25 protein-coding genes are annotated in these 23655 nt (G+C 65.0%); 15 read left to right on the forward strand and 10 right to left on the reverse strand.

Annotated elements, in window-relative coordinates:
- Positions 1-32 precede the first annotated feature (32 nt).
- From J1C49_RS05650 to mutY, 4 genes are all read right to left on the reverse strand, one after another.
- Entirely contained in the window at positions 33-317 is a 285-nt protein-coding gene (locus J1C49_RS05650; RefSeq protein ID WP_227444837.1) for a DUF1294 domain-containing protein, read from the reverse strand.
- 49 nt (positions 318-366) lie between these two features.
- Complete coding sequence (locus J1C49_RS05655) at positions 367-1287, reverse strand: manganese-dependent inorganic pyrophosphatase (RefSeq protein ID WP_227444838.1); 921 nt, start codon at positions 1285-1287, stop codon at positions 367-369.
- A 190-nt stretch (positions 1288-1477) separates the two neighbouring features.
- A complete protein-coding gene (locus J1C49_RS05660) occupies positions 1478-2623 on the reverse strand; it encodes an alkane 1-monooxygenase (protein WP_227444839.1) in 1146 nt (381 codons plus the stop codon).
- 53 nt (positions 2624-2676) lie between these two features.
- Positions 2677-3753 carry an A/G-specific adenine glycosylase gene (mutY, locus tag J1C49_RS05665; protein ID WP_227444840.1) on the reverse strand — a complete coding sequence of 359 codons (1077 nt, stop codon included), beginning with the start codon at positions 3751-3753 and terminating at the stop codon, positions 2677-2679.
- Between the two features lie 144 nt (positions 3754-3897).
- On the opposite strand from mutY, the gene J1C49_RS05670 reads away from it, so the two are divergent.
- From J1C49_RS05670 to J1C49_RS05680, 3 genes are read left to right on the forward strand one after another with little or no spacing between them, the layout of a single operon-like run.
- Positions 3898-4416 carry a DciA family protein gene (locus J1C49_RS05670; protein ID WP_227444841.1) on the forward strand — a complete coding sequence of 173 codons (519 nt, stop codon included), beginning with the start codon at positions 3898-3900 and terminating at the stop codon, positions 4414-4416.
- A gap of 35 nt (positions 4417-4451) precedes the next feature.
- Positions 4452-5135: a DsbA family protein gene (locus J1C49_RS05675; RefSeq protein WP_227444842.1), complete on the forward strand. Its 684-nt coding sequence runs from the start codon at positions 4452-4454 to the stop codon at positions 5133-5135.
- Positions 5132-6262, forward strand: a complete 1131-nt coding sequence (locus J1C49_RS05680; protein ID WP_227444843.1) for a CaiB/BaiF CoA-transferase family protein — start codon at positions 5132-5134, stop codon at positions 6260-6262. The genes J1C49_RS05675 and J1C49_RS05680 overlap by 4 nt, the downstream gene beginning before the upstream one ends.
- 90 nt (positions 6263-6352) lie before the next feature.
- Here J1C49_RS05680 and J1C49_RS05685 read toward each other — a convergent pair whose 3' ends face one another.
- The gene (locus J1C49_RS05685; protein WP_227444844.1) at positions 6353-7006 is read right to left on the reverse strand and encodes a peroxiredoxin; all 654 of its coding nucleotides are present in this window, start codon (positions 7004-7006) and stop codon (positions 6353-6355) included.
- A gap of 144 nt (positions 7007-7150) precedes the next feature.
- Between J1C49_RS05685 and J1C49_RS05690 the strand changes: the two genes are divergently transcribed.
- From J1C49_RS05690 to J1C49_RS05710, 5 genes are all read left to right on the forward strand, one after another.
- Positions 7151-8590, forward strand: a complete 1440-nt coding sequence (locus J1C49_RS05690) for an aldehyde dehydrogenase family protein (RefSeq protein WP_227444845.1) — start codon at positions 7151-7153, stop codon at positions 8588-8590.
- Positions 8591-8676: 86 nt separating this feature from the next.
- Positions 8677-9465 carry an exodeoxyribonuclease III gene (locus J1C49_RS05695; RefSeq protein ID WP_227444846.1) on the forward strand — a complete coding sequence of 263 codons (789 nt, stop codon included), beginning with the start codon at positions 8677-8679 and terminating at the stop codon, positions 9463-9465.
- Between the two features lie 374 nt (positions 9466-9839).
- Positions 9840-10757: a co-chaperone YbbN gene (locus J1C49_RS05700; protein ID WP_227444847.1), complete on the forward strand. Its 918-nt coding sequence runs from the start codon at positions 9840-9842 to the stop codon at positions 10755-10757.
- Between the two features lie 27 nt (positions 10758-10784).
- Positions 10785-11435 (forward strand): LON peptidase substrate-binding domain-containing protein, encoded by a 651-nt coding sequence (locus tag J1C49_RS05705; RefSeq protein WP_227444848.1) that lies wholly within the window; start codon positions 10785-10787, stop codon positions 11433-11435.
- Positions 11432-11623 (forward strand): Trm112 family protein, encoded by a 192-nt coding sequence (locus J1C49_RS05710; RefSeq protein ID WP_227444849.1) that lies wholly within the window; start codon positions 11432-11434, stop codon positions 11621-11623. Before J1C49_RS05705 ends, J1C49_RS05710 begins: the two co-directional genes overlap by 4 nt.
- A gap of 168 nt (positions 11624-11791) precedes the next feature.
- Here the strand turns inward: J1C49_RS05710 and J1C49_RS05715 are convergent, their stop codons facing one another.
- A complete protein-coding gene (locus J1C49_RS05715; protein ID WP_227444850.1) occupies positions 11792-12436 on the reverse strand; it encodes an ImuA family protein in 645 nt (214 codons plus the stop codon).
- Positions 12437-12646: 210 nt separating this feature from the next.
- Between J1C49_RS05715 and J1C49_RS05720 the strand changes: the two genes are divergently transcribed.
- The 3 genes from J1C49_RS05720 to J1C49_RS05730 all read left to right on the forward strand — a co-directional run bounded on the left by J1C49_RS05720 (position 12647) and on the right by J1C49_RS05730 (position 15663).
- Positions 12647-13690 (forward strand): aldo/keto reductase, encoded by a 1044-nt coding sequence (locus J1C49_RS05720; RefSeq protein ID WP_227444851.1) that lies wholly within the window; start codon positions 12647-12649, stop codon positions 13688-13690.
- A 366-nt stretch (positions 13691-14056) separates the two neighbouring features.
- A complete protein-coding gene (locus tag J1C49_RS05725; RefSeq protein ID WP_227444852.1) occupies positions 14057-15169 on the forward strand; it encodes a cupin domain-containing protein in 1113 nt (370 codons plus the stop codon).
- Positions 15166-15663, forward strand: coding sequence for a hypothetical protein (locus tag J1C49_RS05730; protein WP_227444853.1), 498 nt, complete (start codon positions 15166-15168; stop codon positions 15661-15663). The genes J1C49_RS05725 and J1C49_RS05730 overlap by 4 nt, the downstream gene beginning before the upstream one ends.
- Here the strand turns inward: J1C49_RS05730 and kynU are convergent.
- Complete coding sequence (gene kynU, locus J1C49_RS05735; protein WP_227444854.1) at positions 15636-16829, reverse strand: kynureninase; 1194 nt, start codon at positions 16827-16829, stop codon at positions 15636-15638. The two genes, J1C49_RS05730 and kynU, sit on opposite strands and share 28 nt — an antisense overlap.
- Positions 16830-16976: 147 nt before the next feature.
- The gene (locus tag J1C49_RS05740) at positions 16977-17741 is read right to left on the reverse strand and encodes a DeoR/GlpR family DNA-binding transcription regulator (RefSeq protein ID WP_227444855.1); all 765 of its coding nucleotides are present in this window, start codon (positions 17739-17741) and stop codon (positions 16977-16979) included.
- Between the two features lie 347 nt (positions 17742-18088).
- On the opposite strand from J1C49_RS05740, the gene glpK reads away from it, so the two are divergent.
- Both glpK and J1C49_RS05750 read left to right on the forward strand, forming a co-directional pair.
- Positions 18089-19585 (forward strand): glycerol kinase GlpK, encoded by a 1497-nt coding sequence (gene glpK, locus J1C49_RS05745; RefSeq protein ID WP_227444856.1) that lies wholly within the window; start codon positions 18089-18091, stop codon positions 19583-19585.
- A gap of 3 nt (positions 19586-19588) precedes the next feature.
- Complete coding sequence (locus J1C49_RS05750; protein ID WP_227444857.1) at positions 19589-20728, forward strand: iron-containing alcohol dehydrogenase; 1140 nt, start codon at positions 19589-19591, stop codon at positions 20726-20728.
- 313 nt (positions 20729-21041) lie between these two features.
- Here J1C49_RS05750 and J1C49_RS05755 read toward each other — a convergent pair whose 3' ends face one another.
- Complete coding sequence (locus tag J1C49_RS05755; protein WP_227444858.1) at positions 21042-21491, reverse strand: ATP-binding protein; 450 nt, start codon at positions 21489-21491, stop codon at positions 21042-21044.
- Between the two features lie 37 nt (positions 21492-21528).
- Positions 21529-21864 (reverse strand): STAS domain-containing protein, encoded by a 336-nt coding sequence (locus J1C49_RS05760; protein WP_227444859.1) that lies wholly within the window; start codon positions 21862-21864, stop codon positions 21529-21531.
- A gap of 97 nt (positions 21865-21961) precedes the next feature.
- Between J1C49_RS05760 and J1C49_RS05765 the strand changes: the two genes are divergently transcribed.
- Together J1C49_RS05765 and J1C49_RS05770 are read left to right on the forward strand one after the other, a co-directional pair.
- Positions 21962-23134 (forward strand): acetyl-CoA C-acyltransferase, encoded by a 1173-nt coding sequence (locus J1C49_RS05765; protein ID WP_227444860.1) that lies wholly within the window; start codon positions 21962-21964, stop codon positions 23132-23134.
- On the forward strand, positions 23131-23610 hold the full coding sequence (locus J1C49_RS05770; RefSeq protein WP_227444861.1) for a GAF domain-containing protein: 480 nt from the start codon (positions 23131-23133) through the stop codon (positions 23608-23610). Before J1C49_RS05765 ends, J1C49_RS05770 begins: the two co-directional genes overlap by 4 nt.
- Positions 23611-23655 lie beyond the last annotated feature (45 nt).

The raw sequence follows: 23655 nt of genomic DNA on the forward strand, positions 1-23655 counted from the left end.
GAGGTCTGACGGAATACACCGGGCCGTGGCGGTCACACAAGCCACGCCGAGGCGCCAAGCGCGCTGCACAAAAGCCAGAGCAGGCCAATCAGGCTCAGCCGTCGCGAGAAAGGGTGCTTGCGCGTCTTGTGCCGCAAAAGGCGCTGCGCAAGCTTGGCTCCGGGCCAGCCCCCAAGCACGGCCGCGCCAAGAAGCCGCGCTTCCGGAATGCGGCGCCGCCCTGTGACGGCATTGCGCTTGTCCCGCCAGAACAGAAGAAAGGCGAGAAGGTTCACGAAGACCCCGTAAAGGAACAGAGCCCCGTGTGCGCTGATCATTCGAGGGGCACCGCCGCGCCTAGGGGCGCGACGGTCCAGACGTGGTGGCTCACACCTTGAGGTTGGGAATGATCTGCTTTTTGCGGCTCATCACACCGGGCAGCACAACCGTGTCGCCGGTGACCGACGCACCGAAACTCTTCTCGGCCACGGTTTTCACCAGATCGTTCGGCACCAGAAGCGTGGCTTCCTCGTTGAGGATGTCGACGACAAAGAGCAGGACCTGGTCCACGCCATCTTCGGAGGCCACGGTGGTCATGGTCTCCATCAGGCTGTCCTTGCGCGACAGCGGCATGTCGGGCGCGGTCGTTTCAAGCACGGAAACGCGGAACTTGGTGCCGTCCACCTCGTATTCCTTGCTGTCCATGCGAAGCAGTTCCGCATCGGAGAAGGCCGAGACATCGGACTTGGCCGCGAACATTCTGGCTGCGAAGTCGGAGATATCGACGCCGAGATCCTCTGCCAGGCTGTGGGCGACGGCCTTGTCTTCCTGCGTCGTGGTCGGGGAACGAAATTCGAGGGTATCCGACAGGATGCAGGTCAGCATTGCGCCCTTCACGCCGGTCGGCGCCTGGGCGAGATCCTTTCCAATCATCTTCCACATGATGGTGGCGGTGCAGGCCAGAGGTTCGACGCGGATCTCGATCGGACCTTTCGTCTCCAGCCCGCCAACGAGCTTGTGGTGGTCGATGATGCCGCGAATATCGGCTGCGTTGATGTTTGCCGGCAATTCGGCCGGGTTGTTGGTATCGACGATCACGACGGGGGCGTCATCCGCAACGTCGGAGATGATTTCGGGCTTTTCGAGCTTCCAGTGGTCAAGCATGAAGGCGGCCTCGGTGTTGGGTTCACCAAGCAGCACCGGCTTTGCGGCTTCGCCTTTGATTTCGGACAGATACCAGGCCCAGATGATCGGGCTTCCAGTGCTGTCGGTGTCGGGAGATTTGTGGCCGAAAACCTGAATGGTCATGAAACGCCTCTTGGGTTGCAACTGCGGTTTGCGCGCCTTCTAGCGAGGCTCTGAGCAATTGTCACGAAGCAGACTTGCCGCATGGCGCTACAGCGGCTTTGCGCCGCCGACAGGGGCAGACGGCCCAATACGACAGACGGCCCAAGACGTCAGGGGCACCGTTCCGGCAAGTCTAGAGCGCGCTGGAGATTCACCGAGGCATGGGGTTGGTGGCGGTGTCGTAGGACTGCCAATCGGTGATGTCGGGATAATGCCGATTCCGCCAGGCGCGCACCTTGGGATTCATGATGCGCCGCCAGACGGGGGGCACCATGGCGGCCATCGTCATCACCGGGTAGCCGAATGGCAGTTGCGGGGCGGCTTCTTCGCCATGGGTTTGCAGCAAGGGGAAGCGGCGGTCCGGCTTGAAATGATGATCGGAATGGCGTTGCAGGTTGATCAGCAGCCAGTTCGACGCTTTTTGTGAGGCGTTCCAGCTATGCCGTGGTTTCACATGTTCGTAGCGCCCATCGCCGAGATGCCGCCGTGTCAGGCCGTAATGCTCGACGTAATTCACCAGCTCCAGCTGCCAGATCGCGACAAAAGCCTGAAAGACAAAGAGCAGAACGCCGGCCAGACCGCCGAGGGCAAAGGCAAGCCCGAGCATCGCACCCTGCAAAAGCCCATACCGCCAGAACGGGTTCGACAGATCCCGGGCCGATCGCCCGCAGCGTGTGCGCAAATGTCTTTCCGCCTGCCATGCAGACCGCAGGCAGCCGTGCAGGACACGGGGAAAATATTGGTAAAACCCTTCCCCGAACCGTGCCGAGACCGGATCCCGGGGCGTGCCGACATAGCGATGATGCACCAAGAGATGCTCGGACCGGAAATGCGAATACAGCACCATCGCAAGCAGGATGTCGGCCAGCCACCGTTCCAACGCGTTTTTCTGGTGCATCAGCTCATGGCTGTAGTTGATCCCGATGGTGCCGGTCATCACACCGGCTCCGAAGAACACCCCGAGCAATTCGGCCGTCGACAGATGCTCTTGCGTCGTGGTGTAGGCGATCAGTCCAAACAAAGACAGAAACTGCAACGGCGCCCAGATCAGGGTCACCAGCCGATACCAGAACAGCGCCGATTCCCCGGTTTGCGGGTCGAGGTTTTCGGTGTTCTGACCGAGGGCAAAATCGAGCGCCGAGAACAGATACCAAGTCGACAGAACGGGCAGCAGAACCCAAAACCCGCCGAGGAAAGCGCCCAGCCAGACTAGCGGGATCACGCCCAGAGACATCCAGAAGGGCAGGGCGGCGGCAAGCCTGCTGACATCGGCGGAGGGTATCTCGGTGCTGGCCATGCAACTTTCCTAACGCAAGGGCATTACGGAATTCATAAGCCCCATGCCCTGCTTCATCCAAGCGCTTTGGCGCCGCCTACCGCAAGGTCATACGCTTTTCGCATGACCGTTGGCAGTGCGCCCGGATCGAACTCCTCTGCCGTGACAAAGGCGCCCCGGGTCGGGCTGCGCTCCATCGGAACCAAGGCCACGCGCAGGGCAAGACGCAGGTGAAAATGCGTGAACGTGTGGCGCGCCTCGGCGTCGAGCGTTTTCCATTCGGCGCGGATGGGCGGACATGGCTCCGAAGTCACGTCTTCGGCCCATGTGTCGCCCGGCCAGCCCAACATGCCGCCCAGAAGCCCGCTGTCAGGACGGCGTTCCAACAGCCACGCGCCATCCACACGACGCGCGAGGAACGCCGTGCCATATCGCACCGGCTTGCGCTTTTTCGGAAGTTTTCTGGGCAGGTCCTGCGCCGTCCCCGCGTGCCAGGCCCGACAGGCCCCGCGCCACGGGCAAAGCCCGCAAGCGGGTTTGCGCGGGGTGCAGATGGTCGCGCCAAGATCCATCACGGCCTGTGCATAGTCACCGGGTCGCGTGACCGGCGTCAGATCGGCCGCCTTCTCGGTGAGCGCCGGCTTGGCCGTGGGGAGCGGCACATGGATGTCGAACACGCGGGCCATGACCCGCTCGACATTGCCATCGACCACCGTATGCGGCTGGTCAAAAGCGATCGACGCAATCGCGGCGGCGGTGTAGCGCCCGATGCCCGGCAAGGTGAGGAGCGTGTCATGGTCTTCGGGAAAGCGCCCGTCATGCTCCGTTGTCACCACACGCGCACATTTCAGCAAGTTGCGTGCCCGTGCATAATAGCCAAGCCCCGCCCATGCCGCCATGACGTCGCCATCCTCTGCGGCCGCCAGATCCTGCACGCGCGGCCAGCGCTCGGTAAAGGCATGAAAATACTTGGCCACCGCCGCGACAGTGGTCTGCTGCAGCATGATCTCGCTCATCCAGACGCGATAGGGGTCGGGTCTGATACCGGCGGCACGGTCCCGTGGCCCCACGCGCCAGGGCATCTGGCGGGCGTTGTGATCGTACCACGCGAGGAGCGTTTCGGCGCTGGGTTCTTCACGCGGCTCTGACATTTGCTTGAAACGCTCCTGTTGCGTCGATTCCGGGCTGACCTCATGCGATGGGGCCACTACAATAGCGCCACCCGGAGGGATTCAAGCCATGATGCAGCGAGCGACCGCGTGCAACCCATGCATAGCGGTCAAGAGAGGGATGACGTGACCAAACGGCGTGGCACCACCTATGGCTTTGCCCGGACGGCCAAGCTGGTCGAAGGCCGGATCCGGACGGCGTCCGAAACCCGTGGCTTTGCGCAATCGCGCTTGTTGACCCATTGGGAAGAAGTGGCCGGTCCCGAGCTGGCGGCCATCGCGCGCCCGGTCAAGGTGAGCTACGGGCGCGGCAATTTCGGCGCAGAGCTTGTGCTGCTCACAACCGGGGCAAATGCGCCCGTCGTCGAAATGCGGCGCGAGGAACTGCGCAAGCGGATCAACGCAGTCTACGGCTATGACGCCATTCGGCGATTGCGGATCACCCAGACGGCGCCGACCGGTTTTTCCGAAGGCCAGGTCGACTTCACCCATCGCAAAAAGCAGATGGGCCCGCGGGCTCCTTCGCCCCGCGCCTGCGAGAAGGCCAAAACCGTGGCGACGGATATCGCCGACCCCACATTGCGACAGGCGCTTGAACGTCTGGCCGCCAACATCATATCAAAATCCGAACGTGACGGGCGCTGAGTGGCGCTGACACGCGAAACAAAAAGAGGTCGTCAATGAACTGGATGCTTCCCGCAGGCGCTGTGGCCATCGTATTGGCCGGTGGTGGTTACTGGTATGCCACGCAAATGCAGCAACCCGAGCCACAGAATACCGTGATCGCGCAAGCATCCGGCGGTGATGCCGGGACCATGACCGATGCGGTCGATACCTCCGGCGTGACCGAAATGGTGCTTGGCAATGCCGACGCACCTGTTGAGGTCATCGAATACGCGTCTTACACCTGTCCTCATTGTGCGACCTTCCACCAGAGCGTGTTCAAGGATCTCAAGGAAAACTATATAGATACTGGCAAGGTGAAGTTCGTCTATCGCGAGGTCTATTTCGACAAATACGGCATGTGGGCGTCGCTTGTTGCGCGCTGCGACGGGCCCGAAAAGTTCTTTGGCATCACGGATCTGATCTACAAGGGGCAAGGCAGCTGGGCGCGCGCCGGATCGGATGCCGAAATTGCCGACGAGCTGCGCAAGATCGGTCGTCTTGCGGGTATGAGCGACGACCAGCTCGATTCGTGCCTGTCCGACGGGGCGAAGCTCGAAAGCCTCGTGGCATGGTATCAGCAAAACGCCCAGCGGGACGGTATCAACTCGACCCCGTCCTTCGTGATCGATGGCGAGCTGTTCTCCAACATGAGCTATGCCGACTTCTCCGCGACCCTAGACGACCGTCTGGGCGAATGACCGCGGCCCCTCGTGGCCCGCTTGAAGGGGTGCGCGTCATTGAACTGGCGCGCATTCTTGCTGGCCCCTGGGCCGGTCAGACGCTGGCGGATCTTGGCGCGGAGGTCATCAAGATCGAGTCGCCGGCGGGCGATGACACCCGCCAGTGGGGGCCCCCTTTCGTCGATCGGGAGGACGATCGCTCCGCCGCCTATTTCCACAGTTGCAATCGCGGCAAACGTTCGGAGGTTGTCGACCTGCGGTCCGAGGACGGTCAGGCCCGCATGCGTGCGCTTGTGGCCGATGCCGATATCCTGATCGAAAACTTCAAGGTCGGCGGGCTGGCGAAATACGGCATGGACTATGACAGTCTCTCGACCGTCAACCCGGGCTTGATCTATTGCTCCATCACGGGCTTTGGCCAAGACGGTCCCTACGCGCACCGCGCAGGCTATGACTACATCATTCAGGGCATGTCAGGCTTCATGTCGATCACCGGCGACCCGGACGGCCAGCCCCAGCGTGCCGGCGTTGCGGTTACCGATCTCTTCACGGGCCTGTATTCGGTCGCGGGCATTCTCGCCGCCCTGCATCAGCGCGAGCGGACCGGGCGCGGCCAGCACATCGACATGGCGCTTCTGGATTGTGCCGTGGCGGCCATGGCAAACCAGTCCTTGAACTATCTCACAACCGGAACGCCGCCCGGGCGAACGGGCAATTATCACCCCAACCTGACGCCCTATCAGGTGTTTGACTGCGCCGATGGCCATATCATCATCGCGACCGGAAACGATGGCCAGTATCAGCGGCTCTGTGGCCTGCTTGGGCTGGACGACATGGCCCGCGATCCTGCCTTTGCGACCAATGCAGATCGTGTCGCCAATCGCGAGACGATGATTGCAAGGCTGATGAGCCAGACCCGCCAATGGCGCTCCACGGAGCTTCTGGCAGGCTGCGAGGCGCATGGTATCCCCGCCGGGCCGATCAATGACATGCGTGCGGTGTTCGACGACCCGCAGGTCAAGGCAAGAGGATTGCAAATCGCACCGCAGGGTGTGCCCGGCGTGCGCGCGCCGTTTCGGTTCTCAGACGCCGAACTGGTGCTCGACACGGCGGCGCCGCGGCTTGGAGAAAAAAGCGCATCGTGAGCCTGCGGCCCGGTTTCTTTGGGCCGGAAATATCCCGGGGGGAGCCGCAGGCGGGGGGCAGCGCCCCCCTTCTTTCTTCAAACGCGCCCGTCAGCCTGGCAGCTTGGCCTTCCGAAGATAGGGCAGCACGGTTTCGATCTCACCGTATTTCGCCCGGGCGTCGTCGTCAGAGACCGCGACGGGCACGATGACATCCTGGCCGACCGCCCAGTTCGCCGGTGTCGCGACGTTCTCGCGCGCCGAGGTCTGGAGCGCGTCAAGCGCGCGCAACACTTCCGCAAAGTTCCGACCCACTGTCATCGGATAAGTCATCGACAGCTTCAGTTTCTTGTCCGGCCCGATGATGAACACCACCCGGACCGTTTGCGAATCCGCCGGCGTGCGCCCGTCGGGCAAGACATACTCGGCCGGCAGCATGTCAAAGGCCTTGGCCATTTCCAGCCCGTCATCGGCCACGATCGGAAAGCCCGGTGCCGCGCCGCCGACCTTTTCGATATCGCCCTTCCAGCGGATGTGGTCCTCGACCCCATCGACCGAGATGCCCATCACCTTCGTGCCGCGCTTTTCCCATTCATCCGCCAGTTGCGCAACGGCGCCGAACTCGGTGGTGCAAACCGGGGTAAAGTCCTTGGGATGGGAGAACAGGATGGCCCAGCTGTCGCCGATCCAGTCATGCAGGGTGATCTCGCCCTGATCGGTGGTGACCGTCAGGTTCGGGATTTCGTCATTGATGCGTAAAGCCATGGGCGTTTCCTTCGCATGATTGCATGCCTGTTACATAAGGACCCGCCCCTGGCGATTGAAGCCCCGTCTTGCACCCGCCACCACCCGGTGACACAGTGCCGCAAAATGGCTCATGTGCCGAATTTGGAGACAAGGAAGCGTGCAATGATCGAGAGAAAAGACTTCTACATCGATGGGGCATGGGTGGCACCGCTGGACGGTACGGATCACGCAGTCATCAACCCCTCCACGGAGGAGCCCTGCGCAACGATTTCGCTTGGCGGACAGGCTGACACCGATGCCGCCGTCGCCGCCGCCAAGGCCGCGCTTCCGGGCTGGATGGCGACACCCGTGGAGGAACGGATCGCTGCGCTGGAGCGCATCCTCGAGGCATACAAGGCGCGCTCCGAAGACGTGGCGCAGGCGATTTCCATGGAAATGGGCGCTCCGATCGACATGGCGCGCAGCCAGCAATTCGGCGCCGGATTCGGCCACCTTAAGGATTTCATCCGCGCAGCCAGAGCTTTTGAATGGGAGAAGCCGCTGGGCGATCATGCGCCCAACAGCCGGATCCTGCATGAAGCGGTCGGTGTATGCGCACTCATCACGCCCTGGAACTGGCCGATGAACCAGATCTCGCTGAAGGTCGGGGCCGCGCTTGTATCGGGCAATACGATGATCCTGAAGCCCTCGGAGGAAAGCCCCATTTCCGCGATGGTGTTTGCCGACTGCGTGGAGGCGGCCGGGCTGCCCAAGGGCGTATTCAATCTCGTCAACGGCGATGGCGTTGGCGTCGGATCGCAGCTTTCGGCCCATCCCGATGTCGACATGGTCAGCTTCACAGGCTCGACGCGCGCCGGCAAGCTGATCTCCAAGGCCGCCGCGGATACGCTCAAGCGGGTTCATCTCGAACTCGGCGGCAAGGGGGCCAACCTGGTCTTCGCGGACGCCGATGAAAAGGCGGTGAAGCGCGGGGTGCTGCACATGATGAACAACACGGGCCAATCGTGCAATGCGCCCTCCCGCATGATCGTGGAAGCATCGCGCTACGATGCGGCGGTCGAAGAGGCGCGGGCCGTGGCGGAGAAAGTCACCGTCGGACCCGCGTCCGAAGAAGGCCGCCACATCGGCCCGGTTGTCAACGCCACCCAATGGGAGAAGATCCAGGACCTGATCCAGAAGGGCATCGACGAAGGCGCGCGGCTTGTCACCGGCGGGCCGGGTCGTCCGGAGGGTTTCAACAAGGGCTATTACGTCCGGCCGACGGTTTTTGCGGATGTCACCAATGACATGACCATCGCACGTGAGGAAATCTTTGGTCCTGTCCTGTCGATCATGAAGTTCGAGACCGAGGAAGAGGCGGTGGCCATTGCCAATGATACGCCCTACGGGCTGACGAACTATGTCCAGTCCAGCGACGATGCGCGTCGGGTGCGCCTGGCCCGTCAGTTGCGGTCCGGCATGGTCGAGATGAACGGAGAAAGCCGCGGGGCGGGGGCGCCGTTTGGCGGCATGAAGGCGTCCGGCAATGGCCGGGAAGGCGGCGCTTACGGCATCCATGATTTCGTTGAGGTCAAGGCCGTCTCCGGCTGGGCTGCCGAATAGGGTCCACTCCCGCCGCTTCCACGACCCGCCCGCAGCAGGATCACCGCATCCGTGCTGCGGGTATTTCTGACCCAAGGACGCCTCTCATGTCGATCACGCTGGCCACCTGGAACATCAACTCGATCCGTCTGCGCGAGGGGCTTGTCGAAAAGCTGCTGCGCGAGGAGGCGCCGGATGTCCTCTGCCTGCAGGAATGCAAGAGCCCGGTCGAGAAGATCCCGACCGAGACCTTCGAAGCGCTGGGCTACGGGTATCGCGTGGCGCGGGGTCAAAAGGGCTATAACGGTGTCGCGATCCTGTCCCGCCTGCCCATAGAGGATGTCGGGGACAAGGATTTCGCGTCGCTCGGTCATGCCCGCCATGTTGCCGGCCGATTGGATAATGGTCTGACAATCCATAACTTCTACGTGCCCGCCGGGGGCGATCTGCCCGATCGAGACAAGAACGAGAAATTTGGACAGAAGCTCGACTACCTCACGGAGATGCGCGACTGGTTCCATGCCGAACGCCCCGAAAAGGCGATCCTCGTGGGCGATCTCAACATTGCCCCGCGCGAAGACGATGTCTGGTCGCACAAGCAATTGCTCAAGGTGGTGAGCCACACTCCGATCGAGGTCGACCATCTGGCCCAGACGCAGGAGGCCGGCGGGTGGGTCGATGTCACCCGCAAGGATATTCCCGACGGCCAGCTCTACAGCTGGTGGTCCTACCGCGCCCGCGACTGGGACGCAGCAGACAAGGGCCGGCGTCTCGATCACGTCTGGGCGACCCCCGACATCGCAAACGCGGCCCATTCAAGCCGTGTCCTGCGCGCTGCGCGTGGCTGGGAGAAACCATCCGATCACGCCCCGGTTTTTGCGACCTTCGATCTCTGAACGGGATGCCCCACAGCCCTGTGGCGTGCGATGCACATCCCATGCACATCTCATGCACAGTCCATGCGCATGAAGGATGCGCCGCGCCCACCTTGCGCGGGTGGCCAAGCCAACCCGCGAGACACGCCGCCGGGCTTCCGGACGCGCCGCCCGCGCCAACAGGCGGCGCGCGCCACGCCGTCTCGCCCTGTCGGGCCAGGGTCATGCGGCGTTCCCGTTCCGCCTGCATGCGCCCGATTTCTTTGGGCCAGAAATATCCCGGGGGTGTGGGGGCTGGCCCCCACTCCGTCGCGTGCCGCACGCACCATCCCTTGCAAGTAAAGCCTCTATACGCCATCTGTCCCTCAACAACCTTCAGCGCGGAGGAGACCGACATGTTGGAACTGGGTGGCGGCCAAACGGCTGCGGCGAATGACGATCTGATCAAGGACATCGCGGAGGCCGATTTCATGGCTGCGGTGGTGGATGCCTCGATGACCACGCCGGTGATCGTGGATTTCTGGGCGCCGTGGTGCGGCCCGTGCAAGACCCTTGGCCCGATGCTCGAAGACGCGGTGCGCGCCGCGGGCGGGGCGGTCAAGATGGTCAAGCTCAATGTCGACGAGGCGCAGATGATTGCAGGCCAGCTGCGCATCCAGTCGATCCCGACCGTCTATGCCTTCTGGCAAGGCCAGCCGGTGGACGGGTTCCAGGGCGCGGTCCCGCAATCCGAGATCAAGGCCTTTGTCGATCGCGTGGTCGAAGCCGGCGGCGGCGCCGCCGATAACGGGCTCGACGATGCGCTCGATGCCGCGGACGAGATGCTGGAACAGGGGGCCGCGACCGATGCGGCGCAGACCTATGCGGCGATCCTTGGCGAGGATCCGGCCAATGCGCGCGCCTATGCGGGCATGGTCTCGGCGCATCTGGCGCTCGGCGATCTCGACCAGGCCGAGGCGATCCTGAACGGCGCGCCGGCGGAGATTTCCACGGCACCCGAACTCGAGGCCGCGCACGCAAAGCTGGTGCTGGCGCGCCAGGCAGCGGATGCCGGTCCGGTGGCCGAGCTCACAGCGGCGGTCGAGGCCGATCCCGGCGATCATCAGGCGCGCTATGACCTTGCGCAGGCGTTGTATTCGGCAGGTGAAGCCGAGGCGGCTGTGGACCACCTGCTCGAGATTTTCCGGCGCGACCGGACGTGGAACGACGAGGCGGCCAAGACACAGCTTTTCGTGATCTTTGATTCGCTCAAGCCAAGCGATCCGGTTGTGCTGAACGGACGCAGAAAACTCTCGTCGTTGATATTTGCCTGACGCCCGCACTGGGCTAGCTGGTCGATCATGAAACGTTTCACCGATCTTCCGGATGTGATCGCGGTCTTTCCGCTTCCGGGTGCGTTGCTGTTGCCGCGCGCCCGGCTCCCGTTGCACATTTTCGAGCCGCGCTATCTTGCGATGCTCGACGATGCGCTGAAAACCGAAACCCGTCTGATTGGCATGGTGCAACCGGCGCCTGCGCCGGGCGCCGGCAAGGAAGACAAGGGGCTGCACCGGATCGGCTGTGCCGGCCGGATCTCGCAGTTTTCCGAAACCGAGGACGGGCGCTACATGATCACGCTGTCCGGGCTGTCGCGGTTTCGGGTGTTGAGCGAGGTTGAGGGCTTCACGCCCTACCGGCGCTGCAAGGTGAGCTGGGACGGGTTCGAACGGGATCGCGAAGGGGTCGAGGAAGACAAGGGCTTTGACCGCGCCGGGTTCATGGATCTGCTCGACCGTTACTTCTCCGCGCGCGATCTGTCGGCGGATTGGCAAACGCTCAAAGAGGCAGAGGACGAGCTTTTGCTGAACTCCCTGTCGATGCTGCTGGACTTCGACCCGGAAGAAAAGCAAGCCTTGCTTGAGGCCCCGTCGCTTGCGACGCGGCGGGAAACGCTCGTCACGCTGATCGAATACGACTTGCGGGGCGGGGATGACGAAGGGTTGGTGCAATGACGGGTGATGCAGAGCGGGGTTTTGACCGCCATATGCTCGAAGCGCTGGTCTGTCCGGTGACACAGACCGGTCTGCGCTATGATGCGGACAGAAGCGTTCTGATCAGCAAGGCGGCCGGACTGGTTTTTCCGATCCGTGACGGGATTCCGATCATGCTTGTCGACGAGGCGCAGCCAATCGACGACTGACTCTTTGGCCGCACGCAATGCATGGTGCCGCGTCCGGGGCCGGGCGCGGTTTTTTTGTGGCTGTGGGCCAGGGGATGGCCGGGTGGTCCTCCGGGGCTGTGGTGGATCGCAGGGCCGTGCAACGGGGGAGCGCGTATCGCGGTCCCCGTCTGTTCGGCGCGTCGGGTGTTATTCGGCGGCGAGCGCTGTGTCGGGCTGCGCCACGGGGGTCAGGCGGTCCTGTTCCAGCCACCAGTCCTGCGGCGGGGCCATGCGCGCGCGCAGACGGCGCAGGTGCCAGCGCTTGCGCCCGGCAAGATGCGCAGGCTCCATCTGGTAGCGGGTCTCGATCCCGGCCGCGCCGCCCGCACCGGGGGTGAGCAACAGCCCCATGGGCGCGCAGCCCGCGGCACCGGTCAGGCCGGTTTCACCGCCCGCGCCGGTTTCGGCGGCCAGGTGCAGCCGCCGCACCGGGGTCATGGGCGGCGGGTCGCGCAGATCGGTGACCACGAGCGGCACCACGCCCGAGCGCAGCACCTCCTCCATGCACCACAGCAGATCCTCGCCCCGGCCGGGGGAGAGGAAGATCAGCCGCGCGGGGTCTATGAAGGAGACGATCCCTTCCGGATTGAGCGGGTCGGCGCCCCGGCGCGGCGCGATCCAGAACACCGGACCGTCCAGCCGTGCCGCCGCCATCAACGCCAGCGTGCGTCGCGCCCGGCCGCAAAATTCATGCACACGGGCCTGCGCCAGCGCGACGCCGGGCCAGACCGAAAGCCGGGGGCCGGGGCGATGCGTGTGGCGACTCAGGCGGGGATCGAGGGTCGGTGGCATGGCCCCATAATAATAAATGTTCTTATTTTGTTCCAGCCTTGACTGCGGCGCAGCCATAATTTTCTGCAGCGCGGTTGCTTGCGGCTCTCTCCTCCCCCCAAGCAATTGACCCGGAGCAATTGCGCCGGTGCAAATGCGCCTTGACCCGGTCACCCCATGTGCCATCTGGGAAGCGACAAGATAGACCGACGAAAAACGCGAGGACAGGCGATGAAGATGAACCCCCTTGGACGCACGGGCCTTTCCGTGTCGGAGCTGTGCCTTGGCACGATGACCTATGGCCGTCACACCGATCAGGAGGATGCGCATCGCCAGATGGACATGGCGCTCGATCACGGGATCAATTTCATCGACACCGCGGAAATGTATCCGGTCAACCCGGTGGAGGCCGAAACGGTGGGCCGCTCCGAGGAGGTGATCGGGGCGTGGATGGCCCGGACGGGACGGCGGGCCGACTGGATCCTTGCCACCAAGATTTCCGGGGCTGGGCTGCAGGCGGTGCGCGATGGCGCGCCGATCACACCGGAGACCCTCGCGGTGGCCATAGAAGGGTCGCTTCAGCGCTTGCAGACCGATTGCATCGACCTCTACCAGCTGCATTGGCCGAACCGGGGCAGCTACATGTTCCGGCAGAACTGGCACTACGATCCGTCGGGGCAGAATCGCGCCGAGACCGAGCAGCACATGCATGATGTGCTTGGCGCCATGGGGCGCGAGGTGGAGAAGGGCCGTGTGCGCGCATTCGGGCTGTCGAATGAAAGCGCGTGGGGCACCGCGCTCTGGTTGCGGATCGCGGAGCAGACGGGCGGGCCACGCGTGGCCTCGATCCAGAACGAATACTCGCTCATGTGCCGGTTGGCGGACACCGATCTTGCAGAGCTGATGGTGAACGAGGATGTGGGGCTGCTGCCGTTCTCGCCCCTCGCGGCGGGCCTTCTGACGGGCAAGTATCAAAACGGCGCGGTGCCGGAAGGCTCCCGCATGTTCTACGGCCCGCAACTTGGCGGCCGGAAAACGGAGCGGGCCTTCGCGGCGGTGGACGCCTATCATGCGCTGGCCGCGGCGCATGGGGTCGACCCGATCCACATGGCGCTGGCGTGGTCGGCGCGCCGGCCCTTCGTGGCGTCGTCGATCTTTGGCGCGACCACCACGGCACAGCTGGAGCACGCATTGGGGGCAGCGACTGTGACGCTCACGGAAGAGCTTTGTGCCGAGATCGACGCGACCCACAAGGCCCATCCGATGCCCTATTGAGCGCGGCGCCGGTCCGGACGGTGTTTCGCCTGCCGGGTCTCGATGCGGCCCGCGCCGCGCCGCGCTGACGCGGCGTGTGGCTGGCCGGTCGCGTCCCGCCCGCGTTCACCGAAGGATCCGGCGAGCGGGCGGGCGGAGCACCGCGCCCATCCGGCGGGGCCGGAACGCCCTTGCATCGTGGCGCGCGGTTATTCCGCGTCGGGACGACGCGGGGGAGGTCTTTGCGATACGACCAGAGCGACACGGCTTTGGCGCGGGCCAGCGCTGCGCGCCGCGTTGTGGTGCATGCGGCCCGTGCACTGGCGCGGCAAGGGGGTGACAGGCGGGGTGCGGCGCGGCATCGTGGCGGGCAGGGAGGATGTGTCGATGAACGAAGAGCTCGATCACGCCAATGTGGCGCAGGAGATGACACCGGAGGAGAGCGCGGCGCTGGATGCGCTCTACAGGGATTTCGCGGCCAACCACATGAACCCGCTCTGGACGCAAACCGGGGATCTGATGCCGATGCACCCCAAGCCCCGGGCGGTGCCGCATCTGTGGAAATGGTCCACCTTGCTTCCTCTGGCTGAGGCGGCGGGCGCGTTGGTGCCGGTGGGCCGGGGCGGCGAACGGCGTGCAATCGGTCTGGCCAATCCCGGCCTCGGCGGCGCGGCCTATGTGAGCCCGACCCTGTGGGCCGCGATCCAGTATCTCGGGCCGCGCGAGGTGGCGCCGGAGCATCGGCACGCTCAGAACGCCTTTCGCTTTGTGGTGGAGGGTGAAGGGGTCTGGACGGTGGTCAATGGCGATCCGGTCCGCATGAGCCGCGGCGACCTGTTGCTGACGCCGGGATGGCATTTCCACGGCCATCACAATGACAGCGATGCACCGATGGCGTGGCTTGACGGGCTCGACATCCCGTTTTCGCAGACCAATGACGTGGGCTTTTTCGAGTTCGGCTCCGATCGGGTGACGGATGCGGCAACCCCGGCGTTTTCGCGCGGGGAGCGGCTCTGGGCCCATCCCGGATTGCGGCCGCTGTCACAACTGCATGAAACGGTCAGCTCACCGCTTTGCGCCTTTCGATGGACGCATACGGACCGCGCGCTTGCGGAGCAGCTTGCGCTTGAGGATGAGGGGCATCCGGCGACCTATGGGCCGGGCCATGCGGGGCTGCGCTTTGTCAACCCGACCACGGGTGGCGATGTGATGCCGACGATCCGCTGCGAGTTCCATCGGCTCAGGCAGGGCGCGGTGTCTGCCGAGCGGCGCGAGGTGGGCAGTTCGGTTTTCCAGGTGTTCGACGGGCAGGGCGCAGCGGTGCTCGACGGGGCGCGGCACCGGCTGGAGAAGGGGGATCTTTTTGTCGTGCCGAGCTGGGTGCCCTGGAGCGTCGAGACGGAGGACGGGGCGGGGCTGGACCTGTTCCGCTTTTCCGACGCACCGATCATGGAACGGCTGGGATTCATGCGCAGCATGGTGGATGGCGAGACGCGGTGAGCGGCGCACGGTTCGATGACCCGCAAGCGCCGCACGACGCGCTGTTGCAGGCGCGGCGCGGCATGGCGCAGTGTTTGCGGCTGCTTGACGGGCTGGACGATACGGCCCTTGACGCGCAGGGGCGCCGGGCGCTGATCGCGGCGCTGTCTTATGACGCGCGCGATATGGCCGAAGCGCTGGCGGCGCTACGCCGGGGCCTCGGGCCGACGCCGGTGCCCGACCGGGCCCGCCGCCATGCATATGGGATCAGCCTGCCGCCACATGCGCTGCGCTACCTGTTCCAGCATGCGGGCCTGCATCTCGACGTGGAGTGGCGCGACTTGCCGGGGCCGCTCTGGGATCGGCCTGTGGACTGGCGCGGTGGCACGGTGGCGCATGAGACCCCCGCGCTGCGGGCAGTTTCACTCTGGGCAGCATCGCTTCAGCTTGGGGGCATGGCGCGTGCGGTGCCCGCCGCGCTCGCCGATCAGGTCACGGCGGCGCGGGTCTGGTAGGCAGGATCGCGCCAGGCTTCGGTTTTCATGATTTCTTCGAGGACTTCCGCGGCGCGTCGCACATCGGCCTCGTCGAGATAGAGCGGCGTGAAGCCAAAGCGCATGATGTTCGGGGCGCGGAAATCGCCGATCACGTTGCGCGCGATCAGCGCCTGCATCGCGGCATAACCATGGTCGAAGGCGAAGCTCACCTGCGAGCCGCGGGCTTCGGGGTCGCGCGGGGAGGCGAGGGTCAGCATCGGGCAGCGGGATTCCACCTCTGCGATGAAGCCTTGCGACAGGCGTTGCGACGCGGCGCGCAGGTCGGCCATGGACACGCCCTCCCAGGCATCGAGCGCCGCATCGAGCATGGCGAGCTGCACCACCGGGGGCGTGCCAACGCGCAACCGCTCGGTGGACATGGCGGGACGATAGCCGGGCTCCATCGCGAAGGGCGCGTCATGTCCGAGCCATCCGGCGAGCACCGGTTCCACGCTGTCGATCAGGTCGGGCCGGGCGTAGATGAAGGCGGGCGCGCCAGGGCCGCCATTGAGATACTTATAGCTGCACCCGACGGCGAATTCGGCGTTGCTGGCCGCGAGATCCAGGTCCACGGCCCCGGCGGAATGCGCCAGATCCCAGATCATGACCGCCCCTGCGTCCTGCGCTTTGCGGGTGATCGCGGCCATGTCGTGGAGACGCCCGGAACGGTAGTCCACATGGGTCAGCATCACGGCGGCGACGCTATCGTCGATGGCATAGGCCACGTCCTCGGGCGCGGGTGTCTTGAGCGTATAGCCCTGTCCCAGAAGCCGCGTGAGACCCTGTGCCATGTAGAGATCGGACGGGAAATTGCCGCTGTCGGAGAGGATCACGCGCCGGTCTGGGCGCATGTGGACCGCGGCGCCAAGCGCTTGGTAGACCTTGATCGAGAGCGTGTCCCCGGTGGCCACGGAGCCCGCGGGCGCGCCGATCAGACCGGCGATGCGGTCACCGACTTTCTGCGGCAGGGCCATCCACCCCGCCGCGTTCCAGCCCTTGATCAGCAGGTCGGACCATTCTTCGCCGATCACCGCGGCCGCGCGCGCCTCCACCCCGCGCGGCACGGGACCAAGCGAGTTGCCGTCGAGATAGATCATGCCATCCGGCAGGTGGAACCGGTCCTTGACGGGGAGTGTAACGGGCATGGACGATCCTCGGACTGGGGCGTGCGCCGATCAGGGCGGAGCGGTTTTCGGGAGCGGTGGTCGGTTGGCGGTCAATCGGCACGCCCGGCGCGGTGGCCGGATCGAGCCGCGTCTTGTCATCGGGTCATAGGGTGTTGCGCGGCGAGATCAAAGGGTGGTCGTGATCACATCGGTGCCCCAGTCGGCGCAGCGCCGCGCCAAAGCGGGGGGCAGGGGCGTATCGGTGAACAGCGTATCGATCTCGGAAAGCGAGGCGATCCGGGCCGGCGCGGAACGGGTGAGCTTGGAATGATCGGCCACGAGGAAGGTTCGGCGTGACTGACGGATGATGGCCTGGCTGACGCCAACCTCCTGGATATCGAAATCCAGAATGTCGCCTTCCTCGTCCAGCGCCGAGCAGCCGATCACGGCAAAATCGAACTTGAACTGCCGGATGGTTTCGGCGGCGAGCGAGCCCACCAACCCGCCATCGCTGCGCCGCAGGGACCCGCCGGTGACAATCACCTCGCAGGACTCGTTGGGGGCCAGGATGTTGGCGATGGTCAGGTTGTTGGTCACAACCAGCAACCCGGTGTGGCGGGACAACCCGCGCGCCACCGCTTCCGTCGAGGTGCCGATGTTGAGGAAGACAGAAATGTCGTTGGGAATCCGGGCGGCGCAGGTTTCGGCGATGCTGGCTTTGGCGTCGGCGTTGAGCGAGCGCCGCTCTTCATAGACGATGTTGGTGGTTCCGGATGGCAAAACCGCGCCGCCATGGACCCGTTCGAGCCGACCGGCTTCTGCCAGTTCGGTGAGGTCGCGGCGGATGGTCTGCAACGTCACCCCGAACCGCTCGGCGAGTCCGTCGACAGTCACCTTGCCCTCGCGTCGCGCGATTTCCAGAATTTCGGGCAGACGAAACGTCTGGGACATGCGGGGGCTGGCTCCTCGAATGCAGATCTTGGTATGTAAGATGGTGACATGACCGCTGCGGTCAAGGCAAGCGCGTTCCGGGCAAAAGGGCGGCCAATTCGGCAAAAAAGCGAAAGCAAACGCGCAAGAAACTTGATCAATCGCGCGAAGATCCGCTAAGACCGCGCAAAGCATGGTTGCATCCGCTTGCGACGGAGGTGGCCGGCCGAAGGCCGCGCGACGGGTGCTTGCCGGGGGATGGCCGCCATGGCGCGGGACTGCGGCGCAGCGCGTCCGCACCGGTCGCGTCAGCACCGGGAGAGAGACCGGGGCGGCCTTTTGGAGGGATGGAACAGGGGAGCACCATCATGGGATATATTCTGGCGATTGATCAGGGGACCACGTCCAGCCGGGCCATCCTCTTTGACGGCGACCTGAGGATCGCGGCCACGGCGCAGGAGGAGTTCGCGCAGCATTATCCGGCCTCGGGCTGGGTCGAGCATGATCCCTCGGATCTTTGGTCGACAACGGCGGCCACATGCCGGGCGGCGATGGAAAAGGCCGGGTTGCGCGCCGGAGATATCGCCGGGATCGGTATCACCAACCAGCGCGAAACGGTGGTGATCTGGGACCGCAAGACCGGCAAGCCGATCCACAATGCCATTGTATGGCAGGACCGGCGCACGTCGGGGATGTGTCAGCGGCTCAAGGCGGAAGGGCACGAACAGACGGTGACGGATCGCACCGGGCTGCTGCTCGATCCGTATTTCTCGGCCACCAAGGTGGCGTGGCTTCTGGATGAGGTCGAGGGTGCGCGGGCCCGGGCCGAGGCGGGGGAGCTGGCCTTTGGCACGGTGGACAGCTGGCTGGTCTGGAACCTCACGGGCGGCGCGGTGCATGTCACCGACGCCACCAATGCCGCGCGCACGATGCTCTACGACATTCGCAAGGGCCGCTGGTCGCAAACGATGTGCGACATGCTCGGCGTACCGATGGCTCTGCTGCCGGAGGTCAAGGATTGCGCGGCGGATTTTGGCATGGCGCGGGCGGATCTTTTCGGCGCGGAAATCCCGATTCTCGGCATAGCGGGGGACCAGCAGGCAGCAACGATCGGGCAGGCGTGTTTTGCGCCGGGCATGTTGAAGTCGACCTATGGAACGGGCTGTTTTGCCTTGCTCAACACCGGGGATGCACCGGTTGTCTCCACCAATCGCTTGCTGACCACCATCGCCTACCAGCTCGATGGCAAGCCAACTTTTGCTTTGGAAGGGTCGATCTTCATCGCCGGGGCGGTGGTGCAATGGCTGCGTGACGGACTCAAGATCATCCGCGAAGCGCGCGAGACGCAACCGCTTGCGGAGCGCGCCGATGACGCGCAATCGGTGGTGCTTGTACCGGCGTTCACCGGGCTCGGCGCGCCCTATTGGAATGCCGAATGCCGGGGGGCCGTTTTTGGCCTGACGCGCAATTCGGGGCCCGAGGAGTTTGCGCGCGCCGCGCTGGAATCCGTGGGCTACCAGACGCGCGACCTTCTCGAAGCGATGAAGGGGGATTGGGCCGGGTCCGGCGCGCAGGCGGAGATTGCCACCTTGCGGGTCGATGGCGGCATGAGCGCGTCCGATTACGCAATGCAGTTCCTGTCCGACATCCTCGGCGCCCAGGTGGACCGTCCGGATGTGCTGGAAACCACGGCGATGGGCGCGGCCTGGCTCGCCGGGCAGCGCGCGGGACTGTATCCGGATCAGGACGCGTTTGCGGCCACATGGGCGCTGGAGCGCAGCTTCACGCCCTCCATGGACGCGGCGCTGCGCGCGGAAAAATACAATGCGTGGACCCGCGCGGTTGCCGCAGCGCAGGCGTTCTGAGCTATGGAGCCGTTTCAACTCAGCCTGCCATCTTCGGTGCAGTTTGGTCGTGGCACGGCCCCGGCGGCGCTCGACAGGCTCGTGCGCGATGGCGCGCCGGTTCTGCTTGTGCGCGGTTCTGCGCCCTTTGCCGACACGGCCGAGGCCGCGCTGGGCGCGGCCGGGTTGCTTTCTGGCGTGCTGCGCGGGGCGGGTGAGCCCGACCTGCCGCGGCTCGAGGCCGCTCTGGCGGATGCGCGGGACCGATCGCCCGGTCGGGTGCTCGGCATCGGCGGGGGGTCGGTGATCGATCTGGCCAAGGCCATCGCGGCGCTGGTGCCGCAGTCGGGCGCGCCGTTGACCTACCTGGAAGGGGTCGGCGAGGGACGGGCGTTGGAGCAGGCCCCTTTGCCGGTGACGGCCATGCCCACAACCGCGGGAACCGGGGCGGAGGTCACGCGCAACGCCGTGATCGGCGTGCCGAGCCATGGGCGCAAAGTGTCCTTGCGCGATCCGCGCATGGTGCCGGAGCAGGCGGTTGTGGATCCCGGGCTTCTGGAAGGGTGTCCGCGGGGGGTGCTTCTGGCCTCCGGGCTGGACGCCGTGGTGCAGGTGATCGAGCCGTATCTGTCGCGCAAGGCGAACCCTTGGACCGACGCGATCAGCTTTGCAGCGATAGAGCGCGGATTGGCGGCCTTGCGTCGCTTGATGGATGGCGACGGGGACGATGCGTTTGACGATATGGCCTTTGCCTCGCTGTGTGGCGGGCTGGCGCTGGCCAATTCGGGGCTGGGCGCCGTGCATGGTTTGGCCGGGGTGCTTGGCGGGCGCACGGGGCAGGCCCATGGTGTGATCTGTGGCCGCTTGCTGGTCCCGATCTTGCGCGCAAACGCGGCCGCGGGGGCCGATCCGCAGAGGGTGTCCTCCGTGCTCTCGGCCATCGGTGCGGCGCTGGATGTGCCTGAGGCCGAGGCGCTTGACGGCCTGGCCGCATGGATCGAAGAGCAAGGGCTTGAGCGGCTGGTCTGGGAGGATGAGGACGCGGCAGCGGCCTGGGTGTCCGAGGCGCAACAGGCCTCATCAATGAAAGGCAACCCGGTGTCCTTGTCCGACGCGGCCCTTCTTGATGCGGTGCGTGCGGCCAGCACAGCGGGACAGTCCTAAAGGGGTGCTGCGCAGTGCGCGGGGCCGTCCCAACGGTTGCGCGGGTCGCGCGGTGGGACAGGGGCGTCCCTACGTTTGCGCAGGTCGCGCAGTGCGACGATGCCGTCGCAACGGTTGCGCGGGTCGCGCAGTTGGGGGCGGTTGCGGGGCGACGCGACGGGGACAGTGCCGCGCGGTTGCGCGGGGCGCGTTTGGGGGTGGTTGCCGGGAGCCGGAACGGGGACAGTTGAGGCGGTTGGTCTGTTGATGCGACGGAAGGCGGCCGCGCGACGCGGGGTGGCCGCGTGCCGCCCGAGGGATCGTATCAGGAACACTACGAAGGGTCGAACCTGAGGCCAATCCGCAGGGTGTTTTGCCCATTCGCGCGCTCGTAGTGCAGCGTGTCTGTCAAACGGTGTACGAGATTCCAACCGAACCCGCCTTCGGGCAGGTCAAGTGTCTCGCCGTCGAGGCTTGGCGAGTCACCCCGGGGCAGGCAGCCGTCGGGCATGGCCAACCCGTCGTCGCAGATGACGGCAAAGAGCTGCTCTGGATGGAAGCTCAGACAGAGCCGGATCTCGCCCTTGTCGTCATTGCCATAGGCGTGCTCCGAGATATTGTTGAGCACCTCGGCCATGACGATTTCCCACACGGGATTGTCCTGGGCCGGGTGATGCGCCTCCACCAGCTTCTTGCGTTGATCGACCAGAAGCCCATGCACCGCTGTCGCGCTACAGCCAATTCGGTATTCGAACCGCAAGATATCGTCGCGCATCATCGCCATGAAATCTGGTTGGCTCCTCTGCGCAGCAACCCGTGTGTCAAGACCCACAACTGATTGCCTCGGCCCGTGAGGGATGGATCGTGAAGATCGAATCCATGCGTGTCATCCGGAAGACCTTGTCCACCGTGTCCGTCAGGCCGGCCAGCTCCAGCTTCGTTCCGGCGGGCATCGCTTTCATCGCGGCCACGATCGCCCCGAGTCCGCTTGAATCGATGAATTCGACCGTGGAGAGGTCCAGCACGACCCGCGGTTGGCCCTGCGCCGTGATCGTGCGCATCTCGTCCTTGAAGCGGATCGCCATGGATGCGTCGATGCGCGCGGCATCCACATGCAGCAGATCCACCCCGTCTTTTGCGTCCTTGCGGATATCCATCGTAACCTCGGGATTGCCAAACCTCTGCAAACCCTAGACGCCATTCCTTACGATTCGGTAAGGAAGTGCCAAAGCCGGCATGTGCAAGGAGGCGAAGATGCATGAGGTTGTGATCACAGGTGCGGCGCGCACCGCCATGGGTGGGTTTCAAGGCGTTTTTTCCGATTGTACGGCGAAGGATCTTGGTGGCGCCGCGATCCGTGCGGCGCTCGATCAGGCCCAGGCGCCACAGGTTGACGAGCTGCTGATGGGATGCGTGCTGCCGGCCGGGCAGGGGCAGGCGCCGGCCCGTCAGGCGGGGTTTGCCGCGGGGCTGGGCGAAGAGGTGCCGGCCACGACCCTCAACAAGATGTGCGGTTCGGGCATGAAGGCCGCGATGATGGCGTTTGACCGCCTGGCGCTGGGCGATGCGGCGACCATTGTTGCCGGGGGCATGGAGTCGATGACGCTTGCGCCTTACCTGCTGCCCAAGATGCGGGCAGGGGCGCGGATCGGCCATGGGCAGGTCATCGATCACATGTTTCTCGACGGGCTCGAGGATGCCTATGATCAGGGGCGGCTCATGGGCACCTTTGCCGAGGATTGCGCGGAGGCCTTCCAGTTCACGCGCGAGGCGCAGGACGCCTATGCGCTGGCCTCGCTGAGCCGCGCGCTCGAGGCCCAGAAATCGGATGCATTCCGCGGCGAGATCACCCCGGTGAGCCTTGCGACGCGCCGCGGCGACGTGGTGGTGGCGCAGGACGAGCAACCCGGCAACGCCCGCCCGGAAAAGATCCCGCAACTCAAGCCCGCCTTCCGCAAGGACGGCACCGTGACCCCGGCAAACAGCTCGTCGATTTCCGATGGGGCGGCGGCCCTTGTGCTCTCAACGGCGGCGGCGGCGGAGGCATCGGGCGCGACGGTGCGGGCGCGGATCATGGGTCATGCCAGCCATGCGCAAGCCCCGGCGCACTTCCCGACTGCGCCGGTGCCGGCGGCCCGCAAGCTGCTCGACAAGCTTGGCTGGAGCACGACGGATGTGGATCTCTGGGAGGTGAACGAAGCTTTTGCGGTGGTGCCGATGGCGTTCATGCATGAAATGGGGATCGACCATGAGATCGTGAACGTCCATGGCGGGGCCTGTGCGCTGGGTCACCCGATCGGGGCGTCGGGTGCGCGCATCATCGTGACGCTGCTCAATGCGCTGGAGACCCGTGGGCTGAAACGGGGCGTTGCCGCGATCTGTATCGGCGGCGGCGAGGGCACGGCCATCGCGATTGAACGGCCATGAGCGCCCGGGCCGATTACGCCGCGCTGGCGCAGACAGTTGCGGCGCTGACCGAGGGGGAGACCGATGCTGTGTCGCTGATGGCGACCTTTGCCTGTGAGCTGCATCACGCCGATGACCGGTTCGACTGGACCGGGTTCTACCGCGTTGTCGGCCCGGAGTTGCTTAAGGTGGGGCCGTATCAGGGCGGGCATGGCTGTCTCACGATCCCGTTTTCGCGCGGGGTCTGCGGGGCTTGCGCCCGCATGGGCGAGGCGCAGATCGTCGACGACGTGGATGCCTTTCCCGGCCACATCGCCTGTGCCAGTTCGACCCGGTCGGAGCTTGTCTTGCCGGTGCGCAATGCGGCTGGCGGATTGATCGCGGTGCTGGATATCGACAGCGATTTGCCGGCGGCGTTTTCAGAAGCCGACGCCTCCGCGTTGCAGGCCATGCTGGACAAGGCGTTTGCCGATTGCCCGGACCCGTTGGCGGCATAGGGTCCGCTCTGGCCGTATACGAGAGCCATGGCGCGCGGACGGCTG

Origin of the sequence: Cognatishimia sp. F0-27 (assembly GCF_020667845.1) — a bacterium.
GTDB lineage: Bacteria > Pseudomonadota > Alphaproteobacteria > Rhodobacterales > Rhodobacteraceae > JAFMPQ01.

Coding starts and splice junctions, on each gene's coding strand:
- J1C49_RS05650 (WP_227444837.1), bottom strand. CDS start 317: ATGATCAGCGCACACGGGGCTCTGTTCCTTTACGGGGTCTTCGTGAAC.
- J1C49_RS05655 (WP_227444838.1), bottom strand. CDS start 1,287: ATGACCATTCAGGTTTTCGGCCACAAATCTCCCGACACCGACAGCACT.
- J1C49_RS05660 (WP_227444839.1), bottom strand. CDS start 2,623: ATGGCCAGCACCGAGATACCCTCCGCCGATGTCAGCAGGCTTGCCGCC.
- mutY (WP_227444840.1), bottom strand. CDS start 3,753: ATGTCAGAGCCGCGTGAAGAACCCAGCGCCGAAACGCTCCTCGCGTGG.
- J1C49_RS05675 (WP_227444842.1), top strand. CDS start 4,452: ATGAACTGGATGCTTCCCGCAGGCGCTGTGGCCATCGTATTGGCCGGT.
- J1C49_RS05680 (WP_227444843.1), top strand. CDS start 5,132: ATGACCGCGGCCCCTCGTGGCCCGCTTGAAGGGGTGCGCGTCATTGAA.
- J1C49_RS05685 (WP_227444844.1), bottom strand. CDS start 7,006: ATGGCTTTACGCATCAATGACGAAATCCCGAACCTGACGGTCACCACC.
- J1C49_RS05690 (WP_227444845.1), top strand. CDS start 7,151: ATGATCGAGAGAAAAGACTTCTACATCGATGGGGCATGGGTGGCACCG.
- J1C49_RS05695 (WP_227444846.1), top strand. CDS start 8,677: ATGTCGATCACGCTGGCCACCTGGAACATCAACTCGATCCGTCTGCGC.
- J1C49_RS05700 (WP_227444847.1), top strand. CDS start 9,840: ATGTTGGAACTGGGTGGCGGCCAAACGGCTGCGGCGAATGACGATCTG.
- J1C49_RS05705 (WP_227444848.1), top strand. CDS start 10,785: ATGAAACGTTTCACCGATCTTCCGGATGTGATCGCGGTCTTTCCGCTT.
- J1C49_RS05710 (WP_227444849.1), top strand. CDS start 11,432: ATGACGGGTGATGCAGAGCGGGGTTTTGACCGCCATATGCTCGAAGCG.
- J1C49_RS05715 (WP_227444850.1), bottom strand. CDS start 12,436: ATGCCACCGACCCTCGATCCCCGCCTGAGTCGCCACACGCATCGCCCC.
- J1C49_RS05720 (WP_227444851.1), top strand. CDS start 12,647: ATGAAGATGAACCCCCTTGGACGCACGGGCCTTTCCGTGTCGGAGCTG.
- J1C49_RS05725 (WP_227444852.1), top strand. CDS start 14,057: ATGAACGAAGAGCTCGATCACGCCAATGTGGCGCAGGAGATGACACCG.
- kynU (WP_227444854.1), bottom strand. CDS start 16,829: ATGCCCGTTACACTCCCCGTCAAGGACCGGTTCCACCTGCCGGATGGC.
- J1C49_RS05740 (WP_227444855.1), bottom strand. CDS start 17,741: ATGTCCCAGACGTTTCGTCTGCCCGAAATTCTGGAAATCGCGCGACGC.
- glpK (WP_227444856.1), top strand. CDS start 18,089: ATGGGATATATTCTGGCGATTGATCAGGGGACCACGTCCAGCCGGGCC.
- J1C49_RS05750 (WP_227444857.1), top strand. CDS start 19,589: ATGGAGCCGTTTCAACTCAGCCTGCCATCTTCGGTGCAGTTTGGTCGT.
- J1C49_RS05755 (WP_227444858.1), bottom strand. CDS start 21,491: ATGGCGATGATGCGCGACGATATCTTGCGGTTCGAATACCGAATTGGC.
- J1C49_RS05760 (WP_227444859.1), bottom strand. CDS start 21,864: ATGGATATCCGCAAGGACGCAAAAGACGGGGTGGATCTGCTGCATGTG.
- J1C49_RS05765 (WP_227444860.1), top strand. CDS start 21,962: ATGCATGAGGTTGTGATCACAGGTGCGGCGCGCACCGCCATGGGTGGG.
- J1C49_RS05770 (WP_227444861.1), top strand. CDS start 23,131: ATGAGCGCCCGGGCCGATTACGCCGCGCTGGCGCAGACAGTTGCGGCG.